The 20,454-nt window shown below is 44.8% G+C and carries 17 protein-coding genes; 16 read left to right on the top strand and 1 reads right to left on the bottom strand.

Translation table 11 applies throughout. The annotated features are described in order from the left end of the window. Positions 1-21 precede the first annotated feature (21 nt). From ystJ to EBO34_RS10480, 7 genes are all read left to right on the top strand, one after another. A complete protein-coding gene (gene ystJ, locus EBO34_RS10510; RefSeq protein WP_122898008.1) occupies positions 22-1,263 on the top strand; it encodes an NADP-dependent malic enzyme in 1,242 nt (413 codons plus the stop codon). A 464-nt stretch (positions 1,264-1,727) separates the two neighbouring features. Next, a complete protein-coding gene (locus EBO34_RS10505; protein ID WP_122898006.1) occupies positions 1,728-2,393 on the top strand; it encodes a FadR/GntR family transcriptional regulator in 666 nt (221 codons plus the stop codon). Between the two features lie 285 nt (positions 2,394-2,678). Next, on the top strand, positions 2,679-3,575 hold the full coding sequence (gene accD / locus EBO34_RS10500) for an acetyl-CoA carboxylase, carboxyltransferase subunit beta (RefSeq protein WP_122898004.1): 897 nt from the start codon (positions 2,679-2,681) through the stop codon (positions 3,573-3,575). A gap of 2 nt (positions 3,576-3,577) precedes the next feature. Then, entirely contained in the window at positions 3,578-4,555 is a 978-nt protein-coding gene (gene accA / locus EBO34_RS10495) for an acetyl-CoA carboxylase carboxyl transferase subunit alpha (protein ID WP_122898002.1), read from the top strand. A 217-nt stretch (positions 4,556-4,772) separates the two neighbouring features. After that, positions 4,773-5,732: a 6-phosphofructokinase gene (gene pfkA / locus EBO34_RS10490; RefSeq protein ID WP_122898000.1), complete on the top strand. Its 960-nt coding sequence runs from the start codon at positions 4,773-4,775 to the stop codon at positions 5,730-5,732. Between the two features lie 88 nt (positions 5,733-5,820). Next, positions 5,821-7,575, top strand: coding sequence for a pyruvate kinase (gene pyk, locus EBO34_RS10485; RefSeq protein ID WP_122897998.1), 1,755 nt, complete (start codon positions 5,821-5,823; stop codon positions 7,573-7,575). A 350-nt stretch (positions 7,576-7,925) separates the two neighbouring features. Next, positions 7,926-8,327: an FxsA family protein gene (locus EBO34_RS10480; RefSeq protein ID WP_122897996.1), complete on the top strand. Its 402-nt coding sequence runs from the start codon at positions 7,926-7,928 to the stop codon at positions 8,325-8,327. A 73-nt stretch (positions 8,328-8,400) separates the two neighbouring features. Here the strand turns inward: EBO34_RS10480 and ytvI are convergent, their stop codons facing one another. Beyond that, positions 8,401-9,510 (bottom strand): sporulation integral membrane protein YtvI, encoded by a 1,110-nt coding sequence (ytvI, locus tag EBO34_RS10475; RefSeq protein WP_122897994.1) that lies wholly within the window; start codon positions 9,508-9,510, stop codon positions 8,401-8,403. A gap of 80 nt (positions 9,511-9,590) precedes the next feature. Here ytvI and EBO34_RS10470 point away from each other — a divergent pair, with 80 nt between their 5' ends. From EBO34_RS10470 to polA, 9 genes are all read left to right on the top strand, one after another. Further along, the gene (locus EBO34_RS10470; RefSeq protein WP_122897992.1) at positions 9,591-10,064 is read left to right on the top strand and encodes a DUF441 domain-containing protein; all 474 of its coding nucleotides are present in this window, start codon (positions 9,591-9,593) and stop codon (positions 10,062-10,064) included. Between the two features lie 421 nt (positions 10,065-10,485). Continuing rightward, the gene (gene citZ, locus EBO34_RS10465) at positions 10,486-11,601 is read left to right on the top strand and encodes a citrate synthase (RefSeq protein WP_122897989.1); all 1,116 of its coding nucleotides are present in this window, start codon (positions 10,486-10,488) and stop codon (positions 11,599-11,601) included. Positions 11,602-11,711: 110 nt separating this feature from the next. Beyond that, entirely contained in the window at positions 11,712-12,974 is a 1,263-nt protein-coding gene (gene icd / locus EBO34_RS10460) for an NADP-dependent isocitrate dehydrogenase (protein WP_122897987.1), read from the top strand. Between the two features lie 83 nt (positions 12,975-13,057). Continuing rightward, positions 13,058-13,996: a malate dehydrogenase gene (gene mdh / locus EBO34_RS10455; protein WP_122897985.1), complete on the top strand. Its 939-nt coding sequence runs from the start codon at positions 13,058-13,060 to the stop codon at positions 13,994-13,996. Between the two features lie 116 nt (positions 13,997-14,112). After that, positions 14,113-14,592: a MaoC/PaaZ C-terminal domain-containing protein gene (locus tag EBO34_RS10450; RefSeq protein ID WP_183163812.1), complete on the top strand. Its 480-nt coding sequence runs from the start codon at positions 14,113-14,115 to the stop codon at positions 14,590-14,592. Continuing rightward, positions 14,579-14,725 (top strand): hypothetical protein, encoded by a 147-nt coding sequence (locus EBO34_RS20695; RefSeq protein ID WP_183163811.1) that lies wholly within the window; start codon positions 14,579-14,581, stop codon positions 14,723-14,725. The genes EBO34_RS10450 and EBO34_RS20695 overlap by 14 nt, the downstream gene beginning before the upstream one ends. Before the next feature lie 226 nt (positions 14,726-14,951). Next, complete coding sequence (locus tag EBO34_RS10445) at positions 14,952-15,668, top strand: response regulator transcription factor (RefSeq protein WP_122897983.1); 717 nt, start codon at positions 14,952-14,954, stop codon at positions 15,666-15,668. Then, positions 15,661-17,457 carry a two-component system histidine kinase PnpS gene (gene pnpS, locus EBO34_RS10440; protein ID WP_122897981.1) on the top strand — a complete coding sequence of 599 codons (1,797 nt, stop codon included), beginning with the start codon at positions 15,661-15,663 and terminating at the stop codon, positions 17,455-17,457. The genes EBO34_RS10445 and pnpS overlap by 8 nt, the downstream gene beginning before the upstream one ends. A gap of 358 nt (positions 17,458-17,815) precedes the next feature. Further along, positions 17,816-20,452, top strand: a complete 2,637-nt coding sequence (gene polA / locus EBO34_RS10435; RefSeq protein ID WP_429699424.1) for a DNA polymerase I — start codon at positions 17,816-17,818, stop codon at positions 20,450-20,452. Positions 20,453-20,454: the final 2 nt, after the last annotated feature.

Here is a 20,454-nt window from a genome sequence, read left to right as displayed (position 1 = left end):
TATGAAAAAAGGAGTGGAAGAATGGCGACTTTACGAGAAGAAGCTTTACATATGCACCGGGTGCATAAAGGGAAGCTCGAGACAGTATCAAAAGTGGCAGTAAAAAATGCACAAGACTTGTCACTGGCCTATTCACCTGGCGTTGCAGAACCATGTAAAGCCATTTTCGAAGATCCGCAGTCAGTTTACGAATACACCATGAAAGGTAACATGGTTGCCGTTGTTTCAGACGGTACTGCCGTTCTTGGATTAGGAAATATCGGCCCGGAAGCTTCTCTGCCGGTAATGGAAGGAAAAGCGGTGCTGTTTAAATCATTCGCCGGCGTTGATGCTTTTCCGATTTGTTTAAATACAAATGACGTAGATGAAATTGTACAAACCGTAAAATTGATGGAGCCGACTTTTGGCGGCGTAAACCTTGAAGATATTGCTGCTCCAAGATGTTTCGAGATTGAGGAGCGCCTCAAAAAAGAAATGAATATTCCTGTATTCCACGACGATCAGCATGGAACAGCGATTGTAACAGCTGCCGGCCTGCTGAATGCCCTCAAGATTACCGGAAAATCCATGGCAGAGATCAAAGTGGTGGTTAACGGAGCAGGTGCTGCAGGAATTGCGATTATTAAGCTTCTACTGAGCATGGGATGCAAGGAAATTATTCTTTGTGATTCGAGAGGAGCTATTTTTGAAGGCCGCTCATCAGGGATGAACGACCTGAAGCATGAAATGGCCCAGGTTACTAACAAAGGAAAGCTTGATGGAAGCTTAAAAGACGTTATTAAAGATACGGATGTCTTCATTGGTGTATCTGTTGAAGGGGCACTGACAAAAGAGATGGTTGAGAGCATGAACCCGGATCCGATTATCTTTGCTATGGCAAACCCGACTCCGGAAATTATGCCTGATGAAGCGAAGGCAGCCGGTGCGAGTGTGATTGGTACGGGACGCTCTGATTTCCCTAACCAGGTAAATAACGTTCTCGCATTCCCTGGAATCTTCCGAGGAGCTCTGGATGTTTATGCCACACATATCAATGAAGAGATGAAGGTTGCAGCAGTTAAAGCAATTGCCGGTCTTGTTGGTGATAATGAGCTGAATACAGATTACGTCATTCCGGCTCCATTTGACCCCCGTGTTGCTCCTGCAGTAGCGAAAAGTGTAGCTGTGGCGGCAATGGAAACAGGTGTTGCCAGACGAAAGGTAAACCCTGACGACGTAGAGAAAAAAACACAGCAGCTTACAATGATCGACGAATCAAAATAAACAGATGTGAAGATGAGGTTGGAATATAAAGAAAGTGTTTAGCTCAATCCAAACAATGCGCTGATATAGCGGATAAAATATACGCAGGCTCCTGCGGGATGAAAAGCAAAGGTGAGACCCCGGAGTGACGAGCATTTCCTTCATGAGTACGCGGCGAGTTGCTTCGACGCAGACAGCTGCAAAGGTTAGCTGGCAGAGGAAGAGGCAGGAAAGCTGGAGGAGGCTCACCACCTTCCCGCGGAAAGCGAAGTATATTTCAGGAGCGGTTTATTGCAGCGCGTTTTATTCGTTCGGATTCTCGTGGACTAAAACACTTCTGTCCCAGCCTCATCTGTAGTGTTTGCAGCAGCTTCTCTCCGGTTTATTTATACGGGACTGGGATGTGTATGATGCACCGGCCGGTCTGTAAGGATGACTGAGACACCCGCGTCTCCCTAATAGTGAATGAAAGCAGGTGGTCGTAAATGACCTCACCAGCTAATAAAGTATATCTTAATATCTTAAAAGAGCTAGATCATATCATCCATGAAGATAACCTCCTTCCTGGAGATAAACTTCCCTCGGAACGGGAGCTTGCTGAAAGACTTCAGGTAGGCCGGTCTTCTGTAAGAGAAGCGCTTCGGGCGCTGGAACTCCTCGATCTCATTGAGACCCGTAAAGGTGAAGGAACCTTTATACAGCGGGCAGGAGGGCACCGGCTGGCAGAAATACTGGCCGGTTTCTTTTTAAGAGAAACACGGGCGCGCAAAGATGTAACGGAAACCCGTGCCATTATCGAAATAGAAGCTGTCCGGCTTGCTTGCAGAAGAGCAACTGAAAAGCAGCTGGAAAAACTGAAAACATTAATAGATGAATCAAAAGCAACCTGGGCTGATGGATATATACCAGTAGAAGAAGATTACCTTTTTCATAAGGCGCTTGTAGAATCCTGTCATAATCATTTAATGCTGAATATCTGGCGTCCCTTGGTGGAATACAGCAAGGTTGCACTCAGAGAATCCCTTTCGAGAAGGGGAAGAACTGAAGATGCGATTCATGAACACGAAGCGATCTATGAAGCGATCTGTTCAAAGAATGAGGACAAGGCTGTTCAGTGCCTTCGTCATCATCTCGAAAACAGTCGTTTTTAAACTTATTATGCCGATATTCAAAGCAGGAATAAACTTGAACTTGCCCAACAGACAGTGTTATGATGGAAAAAATTTACGATTACTTCTATATTAATAATGCTGAACTGTAACGGGCCTGCGGCAAACACGAAATGAATAATCATTACCTGGTGAATTTAGACGGGCTTTCAATAAATGCGAGGTTTCATGGTAATATGCAGTGATCAGTTATGGTGTCTTTCGCCTGTATAATGCCGGGGTTAACTGCACTGATGTTTCAGATATGGATAAAAAGAGGTGAGAAATGTGTTACGGGATCTTTTTTCAAAGAAAAAAAAGTATGCAACGATACCTTCGGAAGAAGCCAAGCAGGAAGTTCCTGAAGGGTTAATGACGAAATGTCCACAGTGTAAAAGTATTATGTATACAAAAGAACTGAAGAAAAATCTGAGTGTCTGTGATTCTTGCGGCTTTCACCACAGACTTACTGCTTATGACCGTATGGATACAATATTTGACCCGGAAACATTCGAGGAATTTGATCACGATATTATTGCAAAGGATCCGCTTAATTTTCCATCCTATCAGGAAAAGTCAAAGGCTGACCGGGAGAAAACAGGTCTTAATGAAGCGATTGTTACTGGGAAAGGAAAGATTGACGGATATCCGGCTGTCGTAGGTGTTATGGATGCACGCTTCCGGATGGGAAGCATGGGCTCGGTTGTGGGAGAGAAGATCAACCGTGCCATAGAACGTGCCATCGAAGAGGACAAGCCGTTTATTTTATTTGCAGCTTCCGGGGGTGCGAGAATGCAGGAAGGTGTTTTCAGTCTTATGCAGATGGCAAAGACGAGCACAGCTCTCAACCGGTTGAGTAATGCAGGAAACTTATTTATATCAGTTATGACTCACCCTACAACAGGGGGCGTATCAGCAAGTTTTGCTTCTCTGGGTGACATTAACCTGGCTGAACCTAAGGCATTGATTGGCTTTGCCGGAAGAAGGATCATTGAACAGACGATTCGTCAGGAGCTTCCTGAGGATTTTCAGACGGCAGAATTCCTTCTAAAGCACGGCCAGCTGGATCGTGTCGTTGAACGAAAAGAATTGAAGGAAACCCTTAAAACAATACTGAGCATCCACTCACCCTTAAGTGAGGAAGCAGTGAAAGAGCAGCTTGAGCCCAACGAACAGGAGGTGTAATCATGGCTGAAGACTTACCTTTTGAAAAACCAATAACGGAACTAAGAGGAAAAATCTCTGAACTGAAAGCATTTACTGCAGAAAAAGGAATCGATCTGTCAGGTGAAATAGAAAAGCTGGAAGCCCGTATGGAGCAGCTCGAAGAAGACATCTACGGCAACATGAGTCCCTGGAACCGTGTACAGATTGCAAGGCACAACAACAGACCAACCACGCTTGATTACATCGAGCGCCTGTTTACGGATTTTCTGGAGCTTCATGGCGACAGACTCTACGGCGATGATGAAGCGATTGTCGGAGGTATTGCAAAATACAAGGGACGCCCTGTAACCGTTATCGGTCATCAGCGGGGAAAAGGGACGAAGGAAAACCTTCGCCGTAATTTCGGAATGCCTCATCCTGAAGGCTACCGTAAAGCGATGCGTCTTATGAAACAGGCTGAAAAGTTTAAGCGTCCGATCATTAATTTCATCGATACAAAAGGGGCTTACCCTGGTATGGCAGCAGAAGAAAGAGGACAGAGCGAGGCGATCGCCAGAAATCTGATTGAAATGGCTGATCTTAACGTTCCGGTTATCTGTGTTGTCATCGGTGAAGGTGGAAGTGGCGGTGCGCTTGCACTTGGTGTAGGAGATCGTATCTACATGCTGGAGAATTCCACTTATTCTGTCATTTCTCCTGAAGGTGCAGCAGCCCTTTTATGGAAGGATGCCGGTCAGGCGCAGCGTGCAGCAGAAACAATGAAAATTACGGCGCCTGATTTAAAAGAACTCGATCTCATTGATGGCATCATTACGGAAGTCCGGGGTGGAGCTCACCGTGATGTGGAGAAGCAGGCAGCGTATATTGATGAAACACTTACAAGTGCTCTCGAGGAACTTGCAGAAGTAAAAGAAGAAGAAATTGTTCAAAAACGTTACGAAAAATTTAATAACATTGGACAATATGACTATGTAAACGGTACCAACAGCGTCAATTAAGGAAAACAGCCATCCCCCGACGGGACGGCTGTTTTGTTTGCCTGTGGATGTCTATTGCTATAAGGTTTTGAAAGTGTTATTTTTATTACTGCGATACGAGTATAAACGTCAATCAAGGATAGTATAAGAAAAGCTTAGGATAAAGATGTGGAACTTTTGTCCCGATTACAAGCAAGCTTTCTCATATAAAAGATTAATGAAGAGGTGAATGAAGCGAATGAAGCGCATTGGAGTTTTAACAAGTGGCGGGGACTCACCCGGAATGAACGCAGCCATTCGTGCAGTTGTTCGTAAAGCAATCTACCATGACCTGGAGGTCTACGGAATTTACCAGGGGTATGCAGGGTTGATCAGCGGACAAATTAAAAAACTGGAACTAGGTTCTGTAGGTGACATCATCCACCGCGGCGGAACAATGCTTTATACAGCAAGATGTGAAGAATTTAAAACGATGGAAGGCCAGAAGAAGGGTATCGAACAACTAAACAAGTTTGGTATCGACGGCCTTGTTGTCATCGGCGGAGACGGCTCCTTCCAGGGTGCCCGTAAACTGACGGAACACGGCTTCCCGACGATCGGAGTACCTGGTACGATTGACAATGATATATCCGGTACAGATTTTACGATTGGCTTTGATACGGCATTAAATACCGTTATTGATGCCATTGATAAAATCCGTGATACGGCTACATCCCACGAACGTACATACGTTGTGGAAGTGATGGGCCGGGATGCAGGGGACCTTGCACTATGGGCAGGTCTTGCAGATGGTGCAGAAACGATCCTCATTCCCGAAGTTGACTACAACATGGATGACATTGTGAATCGTCTTAAGCGCGGGGCTGACCGTGGTAAAAAACACAGTATTATTCTTGTAGCTGAAGGTGTAGGCTCAGGCGTTGATATTGGAAGAGAGATACAGGATAAGACTAACTTCGAAACACGGGTTACTGTTCTTGGTCACATCCAGCGCGGCGGATCACCAACAGCAGCTGACCGTGTGCTGGCAAGCCGTCTCGGTGCCAAGGCAGTGGAGCTTCTCTTAAACGGCCAGCAGGGACAGATGGTGGGTATTGAAAGTAACAAGCTTGTTTCCCATGACATCGACGAAGCCCTATCAAGAGAGCACACCGTTGATGAAGAGATGTACCAACTGTCTCAGGAACTTTCAATTTAGTCATACACGTACAGCCAGCTGGGACTCCGTTGTCCTGGCTTTCGTACGGTAAAGAAATGGTAACAGGAAATTTGAGGAGGATTTACGAATGAGAAAAACAAAGATTGTATGTACGATTGGACCGGCAAGTGAGTCTATTGAAAAACTGTCCAGCCTGATTGATGCAGGAATGAACGTTTCCCGTCTGAACTTTTCACACGGTGACTATGAAGAGCACGGCGCACGTATTCAGAATATCCGTTCAGCGGCTGAAAAAGCAGGGAAGAAGGTTGCGATTCTTCTTGATACAAAAGGACCTGAGATCCGTACACAGACCCTTGAAGGCGGACAAGCTGAGCTTGAGCGTGGTTCTGAAGTCATCGTTTCCATGACTGAAGTAGTAGGGAACGCTTCTAAGATCTCGGTTACTTACCCGGGTCTTATCGACGACGTTCACGAAGGTTCTGTTCTTCTGTTGGACGACGGTTTAATTGAACTTCGCGTGAAGTCTATCGGTGACGGTGAACTTGTAACAGAAGTTGTAAACAGTGGCGTTTTGAAAAACAAAAAAGGTGTTAACGTGCCGGGAGTAAGTGTAAATCTGCCTGGTATCACTGAAAAAGATGCCAACGACATTGTGTTCGGTATCGAGCAGGACGTTGACTTTATTGCTGCATCTTTCGTTCGCCGTGCATCGGACGTTCTTGAGATCCGCGAACTTCTTGAAAAACATAATGCTTCTCACATTCAAATCATTCCTAAGATCGAAAACCAGGAAGGCGTCGACAACATCGATGAAATCCTTGAAGTGTCTGACGGCCTTATGGTGGCCCGTGGTGACCTTGGTGTGGAAATCCCGGCGGAAGATGTTCCTCTTGTACAAAAAGAATTGATTAAAAAATGTAACCGCCTCGGCAAGCCTGTCATCACAGCGACTCAAATGCTTGATTCCATGCAGCGCAACCCACGCCCTACACGAGCGGAAGCAAGTGACGTAGCAAACGCGATCTTTGACGGTACAGATGCAATCATGCTTTCCGGTGAAACGGCTGCAGGAACGTACCCTGTAGAATCTGTACAGACAATGAATAACATTGCTAAAAAAGCTGAGACGGCTCTGAAGTATGAAGAAATTCTCCGCCGCCGCAGCAAAGAAAGTGAGCATACAATTACAGACTCCATCAGTCAGTCTGTTGCCCACACAGCGTTAAACCTAAACTCTTCTGCGATCTTAACGGCTACAGAAAGCGGCCACACAGCTCGTATGATCTCTAAATACCGTCCTGAGAGCCCGATTGTTGCCATTACACACAGCGAGCGTGTATGCCGCTCTCTTTGCCTTGTTTGGGGCGTTCACCCTCAATTGGGGCCTAAGGCTACAACAACAGATGAAATGCTTTCTTCAGCTGTAGAAGAATCCCTTAAGTCAGGCCTTGTAAACCACGGAGATCTTGTTATCATCTCTGCCGGTGTACCAGTGGGTGAAAGAGGAACAACGAACATTATGAAAGTTCATGTTGTCGGTGAAGTTGCTGCAAAAGGTCAGGGAATCGGCCGTAAAACACGATCCGGAAAAGTGGTTATTGCCAAAGACGGTAAAGAAGCACTTGCAAAAATGGAGCAGGATGCGATTCTTGTCACAACAAGCACTGACCGTGACATGATGGATGCGTTTGAAAAAGCTGCAGCTGTTGTTACAGAGCAGGGCGGACTTACCTCCCACGCAGCGGTAGTCGGCCTGAACCTCGGGATCCCTGTCATCGTAGGTGTAGAAGGTGCAACAGACCTCTTCACAGACGGAGACGAAATTACTGTTGACGGAAGCCACGGCAACATCTACAAAGGTGTGGCGAGTGTCCTGTAATACTCAATAATGTTAAAGAACCGGTTTTTATAAAGCCGGTTCTTTTAGGGTTCAAATAGACGTAGATATCTGCCATGAAACTGAGAATTTATGAATTTGAGGGTACAAGCAGGCGTGAATCGCACCTTGAAATCTTGCTTTTTTAATTTTGAGGGCACAATCAGACCCCGGCATAGCCCTGTAACTTAAGATTTTTAAAATACAAGACACTGCTTACTCACAGCACTATATTCATCTGCATGAGCGATCCTCGACAACCGCTTTGAAAATCGATAAAATAGAAGGGTACTCAATTATGTACGTCTCACACAAAACGTGCTTATGATACACAACCAAAGGAGACGGTCGTTATGGGAAAGATTTTTCTGCTTTTACTTATTGTTGTACCCGCATTAGAAATTGGTGTGCTGGTCCTGTCAGGAAATACAATCGGGATCATTCCCACTATTTTACTCATAATTGCAACAGGAATACTTGGAGCAGCTCTTGCTAAAAAAGAAGGCTTAAATGCCATCCGTACAGCTCAGATGCAAAGCGCCCAGGGGCAGATGCCGAGCGGGGTCCTCCTGGACGGCATTTGTATTCTGGTAGGAGGAGTCGTTCTTCTCACACCGGGTTTTATTACCGATGCATTAGGGTTCTTCCTTTTGTTCCCTCAGACGAGAGCGATCTTCAAAGGCTTTCTGCAACGTATGTTTGAGCGTTCAATCCGATCGGGGAATGTTGTCTTCTACAGAGGACGCAAGTTTTAGCTGCATAAAGAAACCGGCTGTATTTTCAGCCGGTTTTCTTTATCTTTATTGATTACCTGCTTCAAGGGCGTCTTCACTTTCCGTTCATAATATACGACACAACCCCTTGCACCACGCCTGCTTTAACGAGGGACTGCAAAACGATCAGAATCATCGGTCCGAGAAGGAGTCCGGCAAACCCGAGCAGCTGATAACTCAGGAACAATGTAATCAAAAGAGGCAGTGGATGAACGCCGATGTGCCGCGAGAGAACTTTAGGCTCTGCAATTTGCCTTTGAATGACTACGATGCCGTATATGACACTTAAACCAATGGACATGAACCAGTCGCCGGAGAAAAAACTGTACAGTATCCAAGGGATAAAAACGATCCCGGTTCCTAAATAAGGAAGTACATCTACAAGGGCGATGAGAACAGCTGTGGTAATGGCATGCTTTACACCAAGGATGAGAAGGGCGATGAGAACGATCACTCCGGTCATACCCACTAGAATAACCTGGGCGAGAACATAGCCGGATATGGCTTTTCTCCATTCGTCCGTTATTTTTTTTACATACGTTACTCCATGCAAAGGAACAAGCCTTTCATACCAGCTGAGAATAAGAGGCCAGTCTTTTGCGATAAAAAAAGCAGATAACAGGGAAAATAAGAGAATGGTAATCGTGTTGGGCAGACTCAGGAGAAGATCAGCCAGACCGTTAAAGACGAGCTGGATGAACTCACTGGCTCTTTGTGTTACGTCAGCTGTAATTGACTGTATGGAGCTCACAACGGTCTCCTGCTGGCTTGTATCAAGAGACAGGACAAGATGATTGATTCGGTCATACACCGGAAGCAGTGACGTTGTGATCCATTGTTCAACGGTAGATGCGGTATTTTTAATATAGTCAGGGAGCACCCCGGAAAGGTAAATAAGTCCATTTGCGATTTCGACTGCTGCCACTGTAGTAAAAGTAATCAAAATGAGTATAAGGCCGGCCATAGCAAGAATAACTGAAAGAGAACGTGACCATCCAAAGCATCTTTCCACTTTGTTCACGAACGGCAAAAGAAGAAGAGCCAGGATAAACCCGATTACAAAAGGGTAGAGAAAACGGATGATAATATAGCCTGCCACAAGGAACATGAATGAATAAAGAATAATAAGTCCGGATCGAATTAAAGGGGCGCCTGATTTAATCATAGTCCAGTCCTCCTCTCTTCATTAATCTATGAGAAGAAATGGGAAGACATGCCGGCTTGTACTGCGAGGAGAGAATTGATATGTTAACACCAGCAACTATTTTTATGATAATTTTATTAGGTATAGGGTTAATTGCGAAAAACCAGTCTTTAATTATTGCAGTTGCAGTACTGCTTGTTCTTAAATGGGTCGGGTTGGGAGATAAGGCCTTTCCGCTATTGCAGCAAAAGGGAATTCATATTGGCGTGACCATTATTACGATCGCCGTCCTCGTACCGATTGTAACAGGGGAGATTGGTTTTAAAGAGCTTACAGGAGCGATGAAATCCTCCTATGCCTGGATTGCTCTGGGAGCAGGGATATTTGTTGCTGTTATTGCAGCCAACGGTGTTGAACTTCTTCAGAACGATCCCCATATTACTGCAGCCCTTGTTTTTGGCACCATCCTTGCCGTAGCCCTTTTTAACGGCGTCGCAGTAGGACCTCTCATTGGCGCCGGAATTGCCTATATGGCGATGAGGATCGTGTCATTTTTTACGTCGATGGGTGGGTAATATCGTTACTGTACGTGAAGTGTCAAACAAATTAAAATAATAGTATAAGTTAGAATCTTGCCTTGATTTGATAATTTAAAGTTCACAAAGTTGTTGAAAATCGTTATAATGTTAGTTGACTGTTGAAAAACAATAAATAAATAACAGTAGTTACGGTCTTCAAAAACATTCTCGAAAACGCTTTCTATTTTTGGGAGGATATTTCCTACATAGGTGAATGCTAAAGGGAAGCACGCAGTAATTGTTATTTTAAAAAAACATTACAAATAAGATATTGTGATATCTCCCTCCATGCTCTGATCCGCTGGGGCTTTTATTTAAAGCTTTTATGATCCACAACAGATGAAGGTTTTTGAAGAATCGTTAAGGGAATAAAGTATTTAGTTCCCATAAAAAATAATGAACTAAAGGAGAGGTTGGTATGAGTACGACAAAAGGTTTGGAAGGTATTGTAGCAACAACATCCAGCGTAAGTTCCATTATTGACGGAGTTTTAACGTATAACGGATATAACATTGATGATCTGGCTGATTATGCAACGTTTGAAGAAGTTGTTTATCTGCTTTGGTATCACAAGCTGCCTACAAAAGAGGAGCTTGAGTCTTTTACAAAAGAACTGAATGGATATTCCGCAGTTCCTTCTGAAGTACTGGAGCAATTGAAAACGTATCCAATTGATAAAGTACATCCAATGGCAGCTTTACGTACTGCGGTTTCGAATCTGGCTTTGTTTGATGAAGATGCGGACGAGATGTCTGAAGAGGCAAATCGTAAAAAAGCCATGAAGCTTCAGGCGCAAATGCCTACGATTGTGACTGCATTTGCCCGTATCCGCGAAGGAAAAGAACCAATTGCACCTAAACCGGAACTGAGCTATGCAGCAAACTTTCTTTACATGCTGGACGGTGAGGAGCCGGATGAAACGTCAATTGAAGCATTCAACAAAGCTCTCGTTCTTCATGCCGATCACGAACTGAATGCATCCACATTCACTGCACGTGTATGTGTAGCCACACTTTCTGATGTATACTCCGGTGTTACAGCAGCAATCGGAGCACTGAAAGGACCGCTTCACGGTGGTGCCAACGAGCGCGTAATGGCGATGCTCTCAGAAATTGGTGACGAAGATAAAGTAGAAGAATACATTCATAAAGCACTTGAGAACAAAGAAAAGATCATGGGCTTCGGCCACCGCGTTTACAAAGACGGTGACCCTCGCGCGAAACACCTGAAAGAAATGAGCCGTCAGCTTACGAAGATTACAGGTGAATCCAAGTGGTATGAGATGAGCGTGAAGATTGACGAGATCGTTACAAGTGAAAAAGGTCTGCTTCCAAACGTAGACTTCTATTCCGCTTCCGTTTATCACAGCCTGGGGATTGAACATGACTTGTTCACGCCTATCTTTGCAGTAAGCCGTGTATCCGGATGGCTTGCACACATCCTTGAGCAGTACGACAACAACCGTCTGATCCGTCCTCGTGCAGAATATGTAGGTCCTGACAAACAAGCATGGGTACCGATTGACAAACGATAAAGAAACATTAATCATAAGAAATGAAGGAAAAAGCCGCCTCAGTGACGAAAGAGGTAGAGGTGTGCATTTTTCTTTCATACATACTGAATGACATTAGGAGGTCTTTACAAATGGCAGAACGTATTTCAGTAAACAACGGGGTACTAAACGTACCGAACAATCCAATCATTCCTTACATCGAAGGAGACGGAATTGGTCCTGATATTTGGGCAGCGGCTTCAAGCGTTATTGAGGCAGCTGTAGATAAAGCATACAATGGCGAAAAGAAAATTGAGTGGAAAGAAGTACTTGCAGGTCAGAAAGCATTCGATCAGACAGGTGAGTGGCTTCCGGATGAAACACTTGACTCAATCCGTGAATACTTCATCGCAATCAAAGGTCCTTTAACAACTCCAATCGGCGGAGGTTTCCGTTCATTAAACGTAGCCCTTCGTCAGGAGCTTGATCTTTTTGCATGTGTACGTCCGGTTCGCTGGTTCGAAGGAGTACCATCTCCTGTAAAGCGTCCTGAAGATACAGATATGGTTATCTTTCGTGAAAACTCTGAGGATATCTATGCTGGTATTGAATATGAAAAAGGCTCAGAGGATGCGAAAAAGCTGATCAGCTTCCTGCGCGACGAGCTTGGGGCAACGAAAATCCGTTTCCCTGAAACTTCCGGAATCGGAATCAAGCCTGTGTCCGAAGAAGGAACACACCGTCTTGTCCGCTCTGCTATTCAGTACGCACTGGACGAAGGACGTAAGAGTGTAACGCTTGTTCACAAAGGAAACATCATGAAGTTTACAGAAGGCGGATTCAAAAAGTGGGGCTACGAGCTTGCTGAGAAAGAATTCGGCGATAAAGTATTCACATGGGCTGAATATGACAAAATCACAGAAGAGAGCGGTCGTGAAGCTGCAGACAAAGCTCAGTCTGAAGCAGAAGCTGCCGGCAAAATTATCGTTAAAGATTCTATTGCCGATATCTTCTTACAGCAGATCCTTACTCGTCCGAAAGAGTTTGATGTAGTAGCTACAATGAACCTTAACGGTGACTATGTATCTGACGCACTTGCTGCACAGGTTGGTGGAATTGGAATCGCTCCTGGTGCCAACATCAACTACGACAGCGGACATGCTATCTTTGAAGCAACTCACGGTACAGCACCTAAGTATGCCGGCCTGGATAAAGTAAACCCATCTTCTGTTCTTCTATCCGGCGTTCTTATGCTTCGCCACCTGAACTGGAACGAAGCTGCAGATATGATCGAAGCTTCAATGGATAAAACAATCGCAAGCAAGGTTGTTACGTATGACTTCGCCCGTCTGATGGATGGAGCAACAGAAGTAAAATGTTCCGAGTTTGGTAAAGAACTTATCAAAAACCTTTAATTGAGATCATAAGGCGTCCGTCTTATTAAGGCGGAACGCCGTCTTTCTTTAACATAATCACAAAAGTGAGAGGGGAAAGGAAAATGACAATTAAACGCAGAAAAATTACTGTCGTTGGCGGCGGATTTACAGGAACGACAACAGCTCTGATGGCTGCACAAAAAGAACTTGGTGATGTTGTACTTGTTGATATCCCGAATAACGAGGACCCTGTTAAAGGGAAGGCCCTTGATATGCTGGAAGCGTCTCCTGTTCAGGGATTTGATTCCAACATCATCGGTACATCCAACTATGAAGACACTGCCGGTTCCGATATCGTAGTTATCACTGCCGGTCTTCCGAGAAAGCCCGGAATGAGCCGTGATGATCTTGTAAATACAAACGCAGACATCATGAAAAAAGTAACGCGTGAAATTGTAAAACACTCTCCAGACTGCTACATCATTGTTCTTACCAACCCGGTTGATACAATGACGTACACAGTTTACAAAGAGTCCGGATTCCCTAAAAACCGTGTGTTCGGTCAATCAGGTGTGCTTGATACTGCCCGTTTCCGTACGTTCGTTGCTCAGGAGCTTAACGTAAGTGTGGAAGACGTTTCCGGGTTCGTTCTTGGGGGACACGGAGACGACATGGTGCCAATGCTCCGATACTCCTACGCAGGAGGTATTCCTCTGGAGAAGCTTATCTCCAAGGACCGCCTGGATGCTATTGTAGAGCGTACTCGTAAAGGCGGCGGAGAAATCGTAAACCTTCTCGGTAACGGAAGTGCTTATTACGCACCGGCTGCATCCATTGTCCAGATGGTGGAAGCGATTCTTAAAGATAAGAAGCGAATTCTTCCAACAATTGCTTACCTTGAAGGTGAGTACGGATACAATGACATGTACCTCGGTGTACCAACCGTAATCGGCGGAGGCGGAATCGAAAAAATTCTTGAACTTGAACTCACTGATGAAGAGAAAGCAGAGCTTAAAAAATCTGCAGACTCAGTAAGTAACGTCCTATCTCTGGTAAAATAAGTACTCAAAGAATAAATCCGGTTGCTAAAACCGGATTTATTCTTACATCCAATTGTAAGCGCTTACGATCCGGGCATACTAGATTCGAATGAATGACAAGCAGGAGGGGATGTCTGATGTTTACGAAAAAACGGAAACTCGGCACGGTCATTTCCAATCTTCAGGTTGGGGAGAAAGTCGAAGTTTCAAAGAAAGTTGAAGATAAAGATATATTGTTGTATCTCGGTTTCTCTGACGATGCAAACCCGATTTATATTCAGCACGATTACGCTTCACGCACGCCTTTTCAAAAACCGATTGTTCCTCATATTATGATTAACGGCATCATTAACTCCACGGTCTCTATGCACCTGCCGGGTCCCGGAAGCGCGGTCTTAAGCCAGAGACTGGAGTATCCCGCACCTCTTTATCACTACGGGAGACTGACACTGTCAGTCGAAGTAGTGAGTGTGGATGAAAAGAAACATCTTGTGACGGTCGAAGTCCAGGGCACAGACGAAGACGGTCGAGAGATCGTCAAAGGGGTAATGGAAGTTTGCCCTCCTTATCCGTGGAAGCCTGTTACCCAGGATGCCGGAACGTTTGAAAACTTTTAATCAATATCAGGCAGTCGTCTCAGTTGAGGCGGCTTTTTTGGTTCAGTCACAGAAGGATGAATCGCATATTCAGGTGCCGGCAGCACTGGCTGTCTTTGTGTTTGTTTTCTGTATGTTTACACAGCCTTTGTAAAAATATAAAAATATAGTAATATGAAAAGAGGGATGACTGAATATCCCACTTCATAAAAAAAGAAGGCTGTGCTAAAGCGATTACGCGATAACAGAGCCCATAGACAAAAAAGAAAATAGCCTCTGGCAACTCCGGAAACAGCGAAAAGAAAAGATGAAACAGTACATATATTATCTTGTTCTGCATTGATTTTGGGGGTCAAGAGCAGGCGCGGGAGGAATTATACATGTCTCACAAAGTCCTTGTAGTAGACGATGAGGAATCAATTGTTACGCTTTTGCAGTTTAACCTGGAGCAGTCTGGTTTTTCCGTAACAACGGCTATGGACGGCAAGTCAGCTTTGGACGAAGCGGCGAATCAAAAATTTGACCTTATTGTACTTGACCTGATGCTTCCTGAATTGGACGGTTTGGAAGTATGTAAACAGCTCCGCCAGAATAAAGTGATGACTCCGATTTTGATGCTGACAGCAAAAGATGATGAGTTTGATAAAGTGCTCGGTCTTGAACTTGGGGCGGATGACTACTTAACAAAGCCTTTCAGCCCTCGGGAAGTCGTAGCAAGAATCAGAGCGATTCTGAGAAGAACCCAGGCAACGGCTTCAGAAAAAGAAACAAAAAAAGAAGTGCACAAATTAGTCATCGGCGATGTGGAAATCCATCCTGACAACTATGAAGTGTTTCTTAGAAATCAGCCAATGGAGCTGACACCCAAAGAATTCGAACTTCTCCTCTACCTGGTTAACCACAAAGGACGTGTCCTGACCCGGGACCAGCTTCTTAACGCAGTGTGGAATTATGAGTTTGTAGGGGATACAAGGATTGTGGATGTGCACATCAGCCATCTTCGTGAAAAGATTGAACCAAATACGAAAAAACCTGTGTATATAAAAACAATCAGGGGATTGGGCTATAAGCTGGAGGAGCCAGCTCTAAATGAATAGTTACCGTGCGCGGTTCATCCTTCCTTTAACACTCATTGTTTTTATCGTTCTGGCCTGTCTTGGTGCTTTACTTGGCCCGCTGTTTAAGGAGTTTTATTTTGAACGGATGGGCGACCGGATCGAGAAAGAAACGGGAGTAATAGCCTATAACGTGGAGCAGACGGGAATGGAGAATACGGCCGAACTTGAAGAGCTTGTCCGTACTCTTGCTGCTGAACTTGACGTTCGGATTACTCTTCTTGATTCAGAAAAGCGGGTTGTTGCTGAATCTGCTGAATCCCCCTCACAGGACCAGGACTACAGCGGAAGACCTGAAATTGAGGAAGCGGTTAATGAAGGCGCGGGTAGTGAAATCAGAATGAGTAACACCCTGGGGGAAGAACTTCTTTACTATGCCACAGAGCTTCAAAATAATGGTGAAACCATCGGTTATCTCCGTCTCGGTCTTACTTTGGGAGAAATGAACCGCGTATACCGGAGCATTTGGATCTTCCTGCTCGTCAGTTTTTCCATTGCCTTTTTAATTATTTTTGCCCTCACATCCAAGCTGACCAATCAGATGATTGCACCGATTGAAGAAGCAACCCGTGTGGCTAAGCAGCTGGCGCAGGGAAACTTCAAAGCCCGTACATTTGAAGGAGAGGCAAATGAAACAGGTCACCTTAACAGGTCGCTGAACGTTCTTGCTGAAAATCTCGGACAGATTACAAAAACCTATCAGATGCAGCAGGAACACCTTGAAACCCTTATAGAAAATATGGGGAGCGGACTGCTTCTTATTAACGCAAAAGGTGACATTACCCTTGTGAATCGCTCGTGTAAGGACCTGTTCCAGGAAGATACTGATTTGTGGCTCCATAAGCTTTATTACAAAGCCATCGGTCATAAAACGGTCATCAGGCTCGTTCAGGAGATCTTTCTTACTGAAAAAGGAAAGCGCAGGCACCTTGAGCTTCCGATCGGGATTGAGATGCGTCATTTTGATGTGTATGGAGCGCCGATTATCGGGTCGAATGAAAAGCTGCGGGGGATTGTTCTCGTGTTTCATGACATTACAGAACTTAAAAAGCTTGAACAAGCACGTAAAGACTTTGTGGCAAACGTCTCCCATGAGTTGAAAACGCCGGTTACGTCCCTGAAGGGGTTCACAGAGACCCTTCTGGCCGGGGCGATGGAAGATCCTGCACTCAGAGAAAAGTTTCTGACGATTATATCGAAAGAATCGGACCGCCTCGAAAGTCTGATACATGATCTGCTTGAGCTCTCAAAAATTGAAGGAAGCCATTTTCTCCTAAACTGGCAGGAAGTTGACCTCCATGAAATGATTGAAGATGTGAAAATGATGCTTCAGGAACAGGCAGATAAAAAGAAAATCGACCTGAAAACGAAAGTTATGGGAAATCCAAAGATTGAAGGGGACCCTCACCGTCTGAAGCAGGTGATTTTAAACCTTGTGAACAATGCGATTTCGTATACGCCGGAAGAAGGAAATGTAACCATGAGGGTGCGGGAGCAGGCAGAAACGGTCCTTCTTGAAGTGGAAGATACGGGAATTGGTATAACTAAAAAAGAGCTTCCAAGGGTTTTTGAACGTTTTTACAGAGTAGACCGTGCACGTTCCAGAAACTCAGGGGGAACAGGCCTGGGTCTTGCCATTGTCAAACACTTATCGGAAGCTCATAAAGCCAGGCTTGATGTCACAAGTGAAGTGAACAAGGGAACAACTTTTAAAGTTACTTTTTATAAAAAAGGGTGGAAGAGAAAAAAGACATGTAAATCTTTACAGTAACTTTACAATTTCGATACTTCACCTTAAAAATGGTGCGGTACATTATATATGTACTGTTTCATATGAATGTAATCTCTCGGATTGCATTTATGTTACATCCCCTTGTTTAGCCGGAAGCCCACCCCTGAGCTTCCGGTCTTTTTTTGTTTGCTCTGTTAAACTCTGGTGTTAATTTGCGTCCATGCGCGGAGCATGATGGGGCTCACCGGCGCCCCCCGCGAAAGCGAAAGGCATGGAGGCAGCATCAACATCCATACTTCCTAGCTTGAATTTCCTTCTCTCTGTTAAGTTTGATAAAATAAACAGGAATACATCATGAATTAAAGCGGCGGACAGGCCGCTAATAATAAAAGCTGAGGTGTTGAACGTGAACAAACTCGTTCTTGTAGACGGAAACAGTGTGGCTTACCGTGCGTTTTTTGCCCTGCCACTCTTGAACACTGAAAAAGGGATTTACACAAACGCGATATATGGATTTACAACAATGATCCTGAAAGTACTTGAAGAAGAAAAGCCGACTCACATGCTTGTAGCGTTTGATGCGGGCAAAACAACATTCCGCCATGAGACGTATCAGGAATACAAAGGCAAACGAGAAAAAACACCTCCGGAACTCTCAGAGCAGCTTCCATATATGAGAGAGCTTCTGGATGCATTCCGTATCAAGCATTACGAAGTGGAAAATTATGAGGCTGATGACATCATCGGTACTTTAAGCAAACAGGCCTCAAAGGAAAACTGGGAAGTGAAAGTCTACACCGGAGATAAAGACCTCCTTCAGCTTGTAGATGAGAACATTCATGTAGCGATGATGAAAAAAGGCATCACGAATATGGATACATACGATGAAAAGCTCGTTGATGAAAAATACGGTATTACTCCAATTCAGATTATTGACATGAAAGGGCTTATGGGAGACAGCTCCGATAATATTCCAGGTGTTCCCGGTGTAGGGGAAAAAACAGCACTGAAACTCCTGAAAGCCCATAAAACAGTAGAAGGCGTTTACGAATCCCTGGATGAAGTTTCCGGAAAGAAATTGAAAGAGAAGCTGGAAGCCAACAAAGAACAGGCACTCATGAGCAAAGAACTGGCAACCATTATGTGCAACGCTCCTGTAGACGTGTCCTTTGAGGATACGAAAATGGGCGAGCATGATCAGGAAAAGCTTGTGGCACTGTTTAAAGAGCTTGAATTTAAATCACTCCTGGATAAATTCGATGGAGACAGAGAAGCGGAAAGCGAAGAGATGGAGGATCTTTCTGTAACAGAAGTGTCGGAACTGACAAGTGACATGCTCGTATCCCCGTCTGCTCTTGTAGTGGAATCCCTCAATGAAAATTATCATCAGGCTGATATTGTCGGGTTCTCTATTGCAAATAATACAGGAACGTACTTCATTTCTTCAGAGGTGGCCCTTCAAAGTGACGTTTTTGCCGAGTGGGCAAAAGACAAAGAACATGCGAAGTTTATGTATGATGCCAAGCGGTCTGTAGTCGCTCTCGGATGGGAGGGGATCACCCTTGACGGAGTTGAGTTTGATGTCCAGATTGCTTCTTACCTCATCGATCCTTCATCAAGTGCCCACGATCTGGCGGATATTTCGGAACGTAAAAAGAGTACCCGTGTCCAGCATGACGAATCGGTTTATGGGAAAGGCAAGAAGCGGAAAGTGGCAGAAGGTGACGCACTCTATCAGCATTTAGGAAGAAAAGCAAAAGCGATCTTTGAGCTTCGGGACGAGCTTGACGAGGAGCTGACTGCAAATGAACAGAAAGAATTATTTTATGACCTTGAAATGCCTCTCAGTGTTATTTTAGGGCGCATGGAAAAGCATGGTGTTTCTGTCGACCGTGAAGAGCTTGAGAACATGGGTGCAGGGCTTGAAAAGAAGCTTGCTGAAATTGAAGCTGAAATTCATGAGCTTGCAGGAACAGAGTTTAATATTAATTCGCCGAAGCAATTAGGAGAAGTACTTTTTGAAAAGCTTAATCTTCCTGTTGTGAAAAAGACAAAAACGGGCTACTCCACTTCTGCCGATGTTCTTGAAAAACTTCAGGATCACCACGAGGTTGTGGAAAAGATCCTTTTGTACCGTCAGCTTGGGAAGCTGAACTCAACATATATTGAAGGACTTCTTAAAGTTATTCACAAGAAAACAGGAAAGATTCACACGATCTTTAACCAGTCACTTACCCAGACCGGGCGTCTGAGTTCGACTGAGCCGAATCTGCAAAACATTCCTGTACGGCTGGAGGAAGGACGGAAGATCCGTCATGCCTTCGTTCCGGAACGGGAAAATGCCGTTATTTTTGCAGCAGACTATTCCCAGATTGAGCTTCGTGTTCTGGCCCACATTTGTCAGGATGAAACCCTTGTCAAGGCTTTCCGTGAAGACATGGACATCCACACGAAAACAGCTATGGATGTCTTTAACGTGGGAGAAGCCGAGGTCACAGGGAACATGCGCCGGACAGCCAAAGCGGTTAACTTCGGAATTGTCTACGGTATCAGTGACTACGGGCTTTCCCAGAGTCTCGGAATCACCCGTAAGGAAGCGAAGAGCTTTATCGACCGGTACTTTGACAGCTTCCCGGGGGTAAAAGAATATATGGAAAACATCGTTGATGAAGCAAGAGATAAAGGATATGTTACGACGATGCTGAACCGCCGCAGGTATCTGCCTGAAATTACGAGCCGTAATTTTAACCAGAGAAGCTTTGCTGAGCGCACAGCTATGAATACGCCGATCCAGGGAAGTGCTGCCGACGTCATTAAAAAGGCGATGGTGGATATTGCTGAACGAATGAAAGAAAAACAGCTCCAATCAAGCCTCCTTCTGTCTGTACACGATGAATTGATCTTTGAAGTTGTGGAAGATGAAATTGAGACGATGAAAATACTCGTACCGGAAGTGATGGAAAACGCCATTGAACTTAACGTCCCTCTGAAGGTCGACGTGTCATACGGGGAGACATGGTACGACGCAAAATAAAA

The sequence above is a fragment of the Alteribacter keqinensis genome (assembly GCF_003710255.1).
GTDB lineage: Bacteria > Bacillota > Bacilli > Bacillales > Salisediminibacteriaceae > Alteribacter > Alteribacter keqinensis.
Note: the sequence above shows the minus strand (reverse complement) of the source record. Positions and strands in the feature narration are given on the sequence as shown.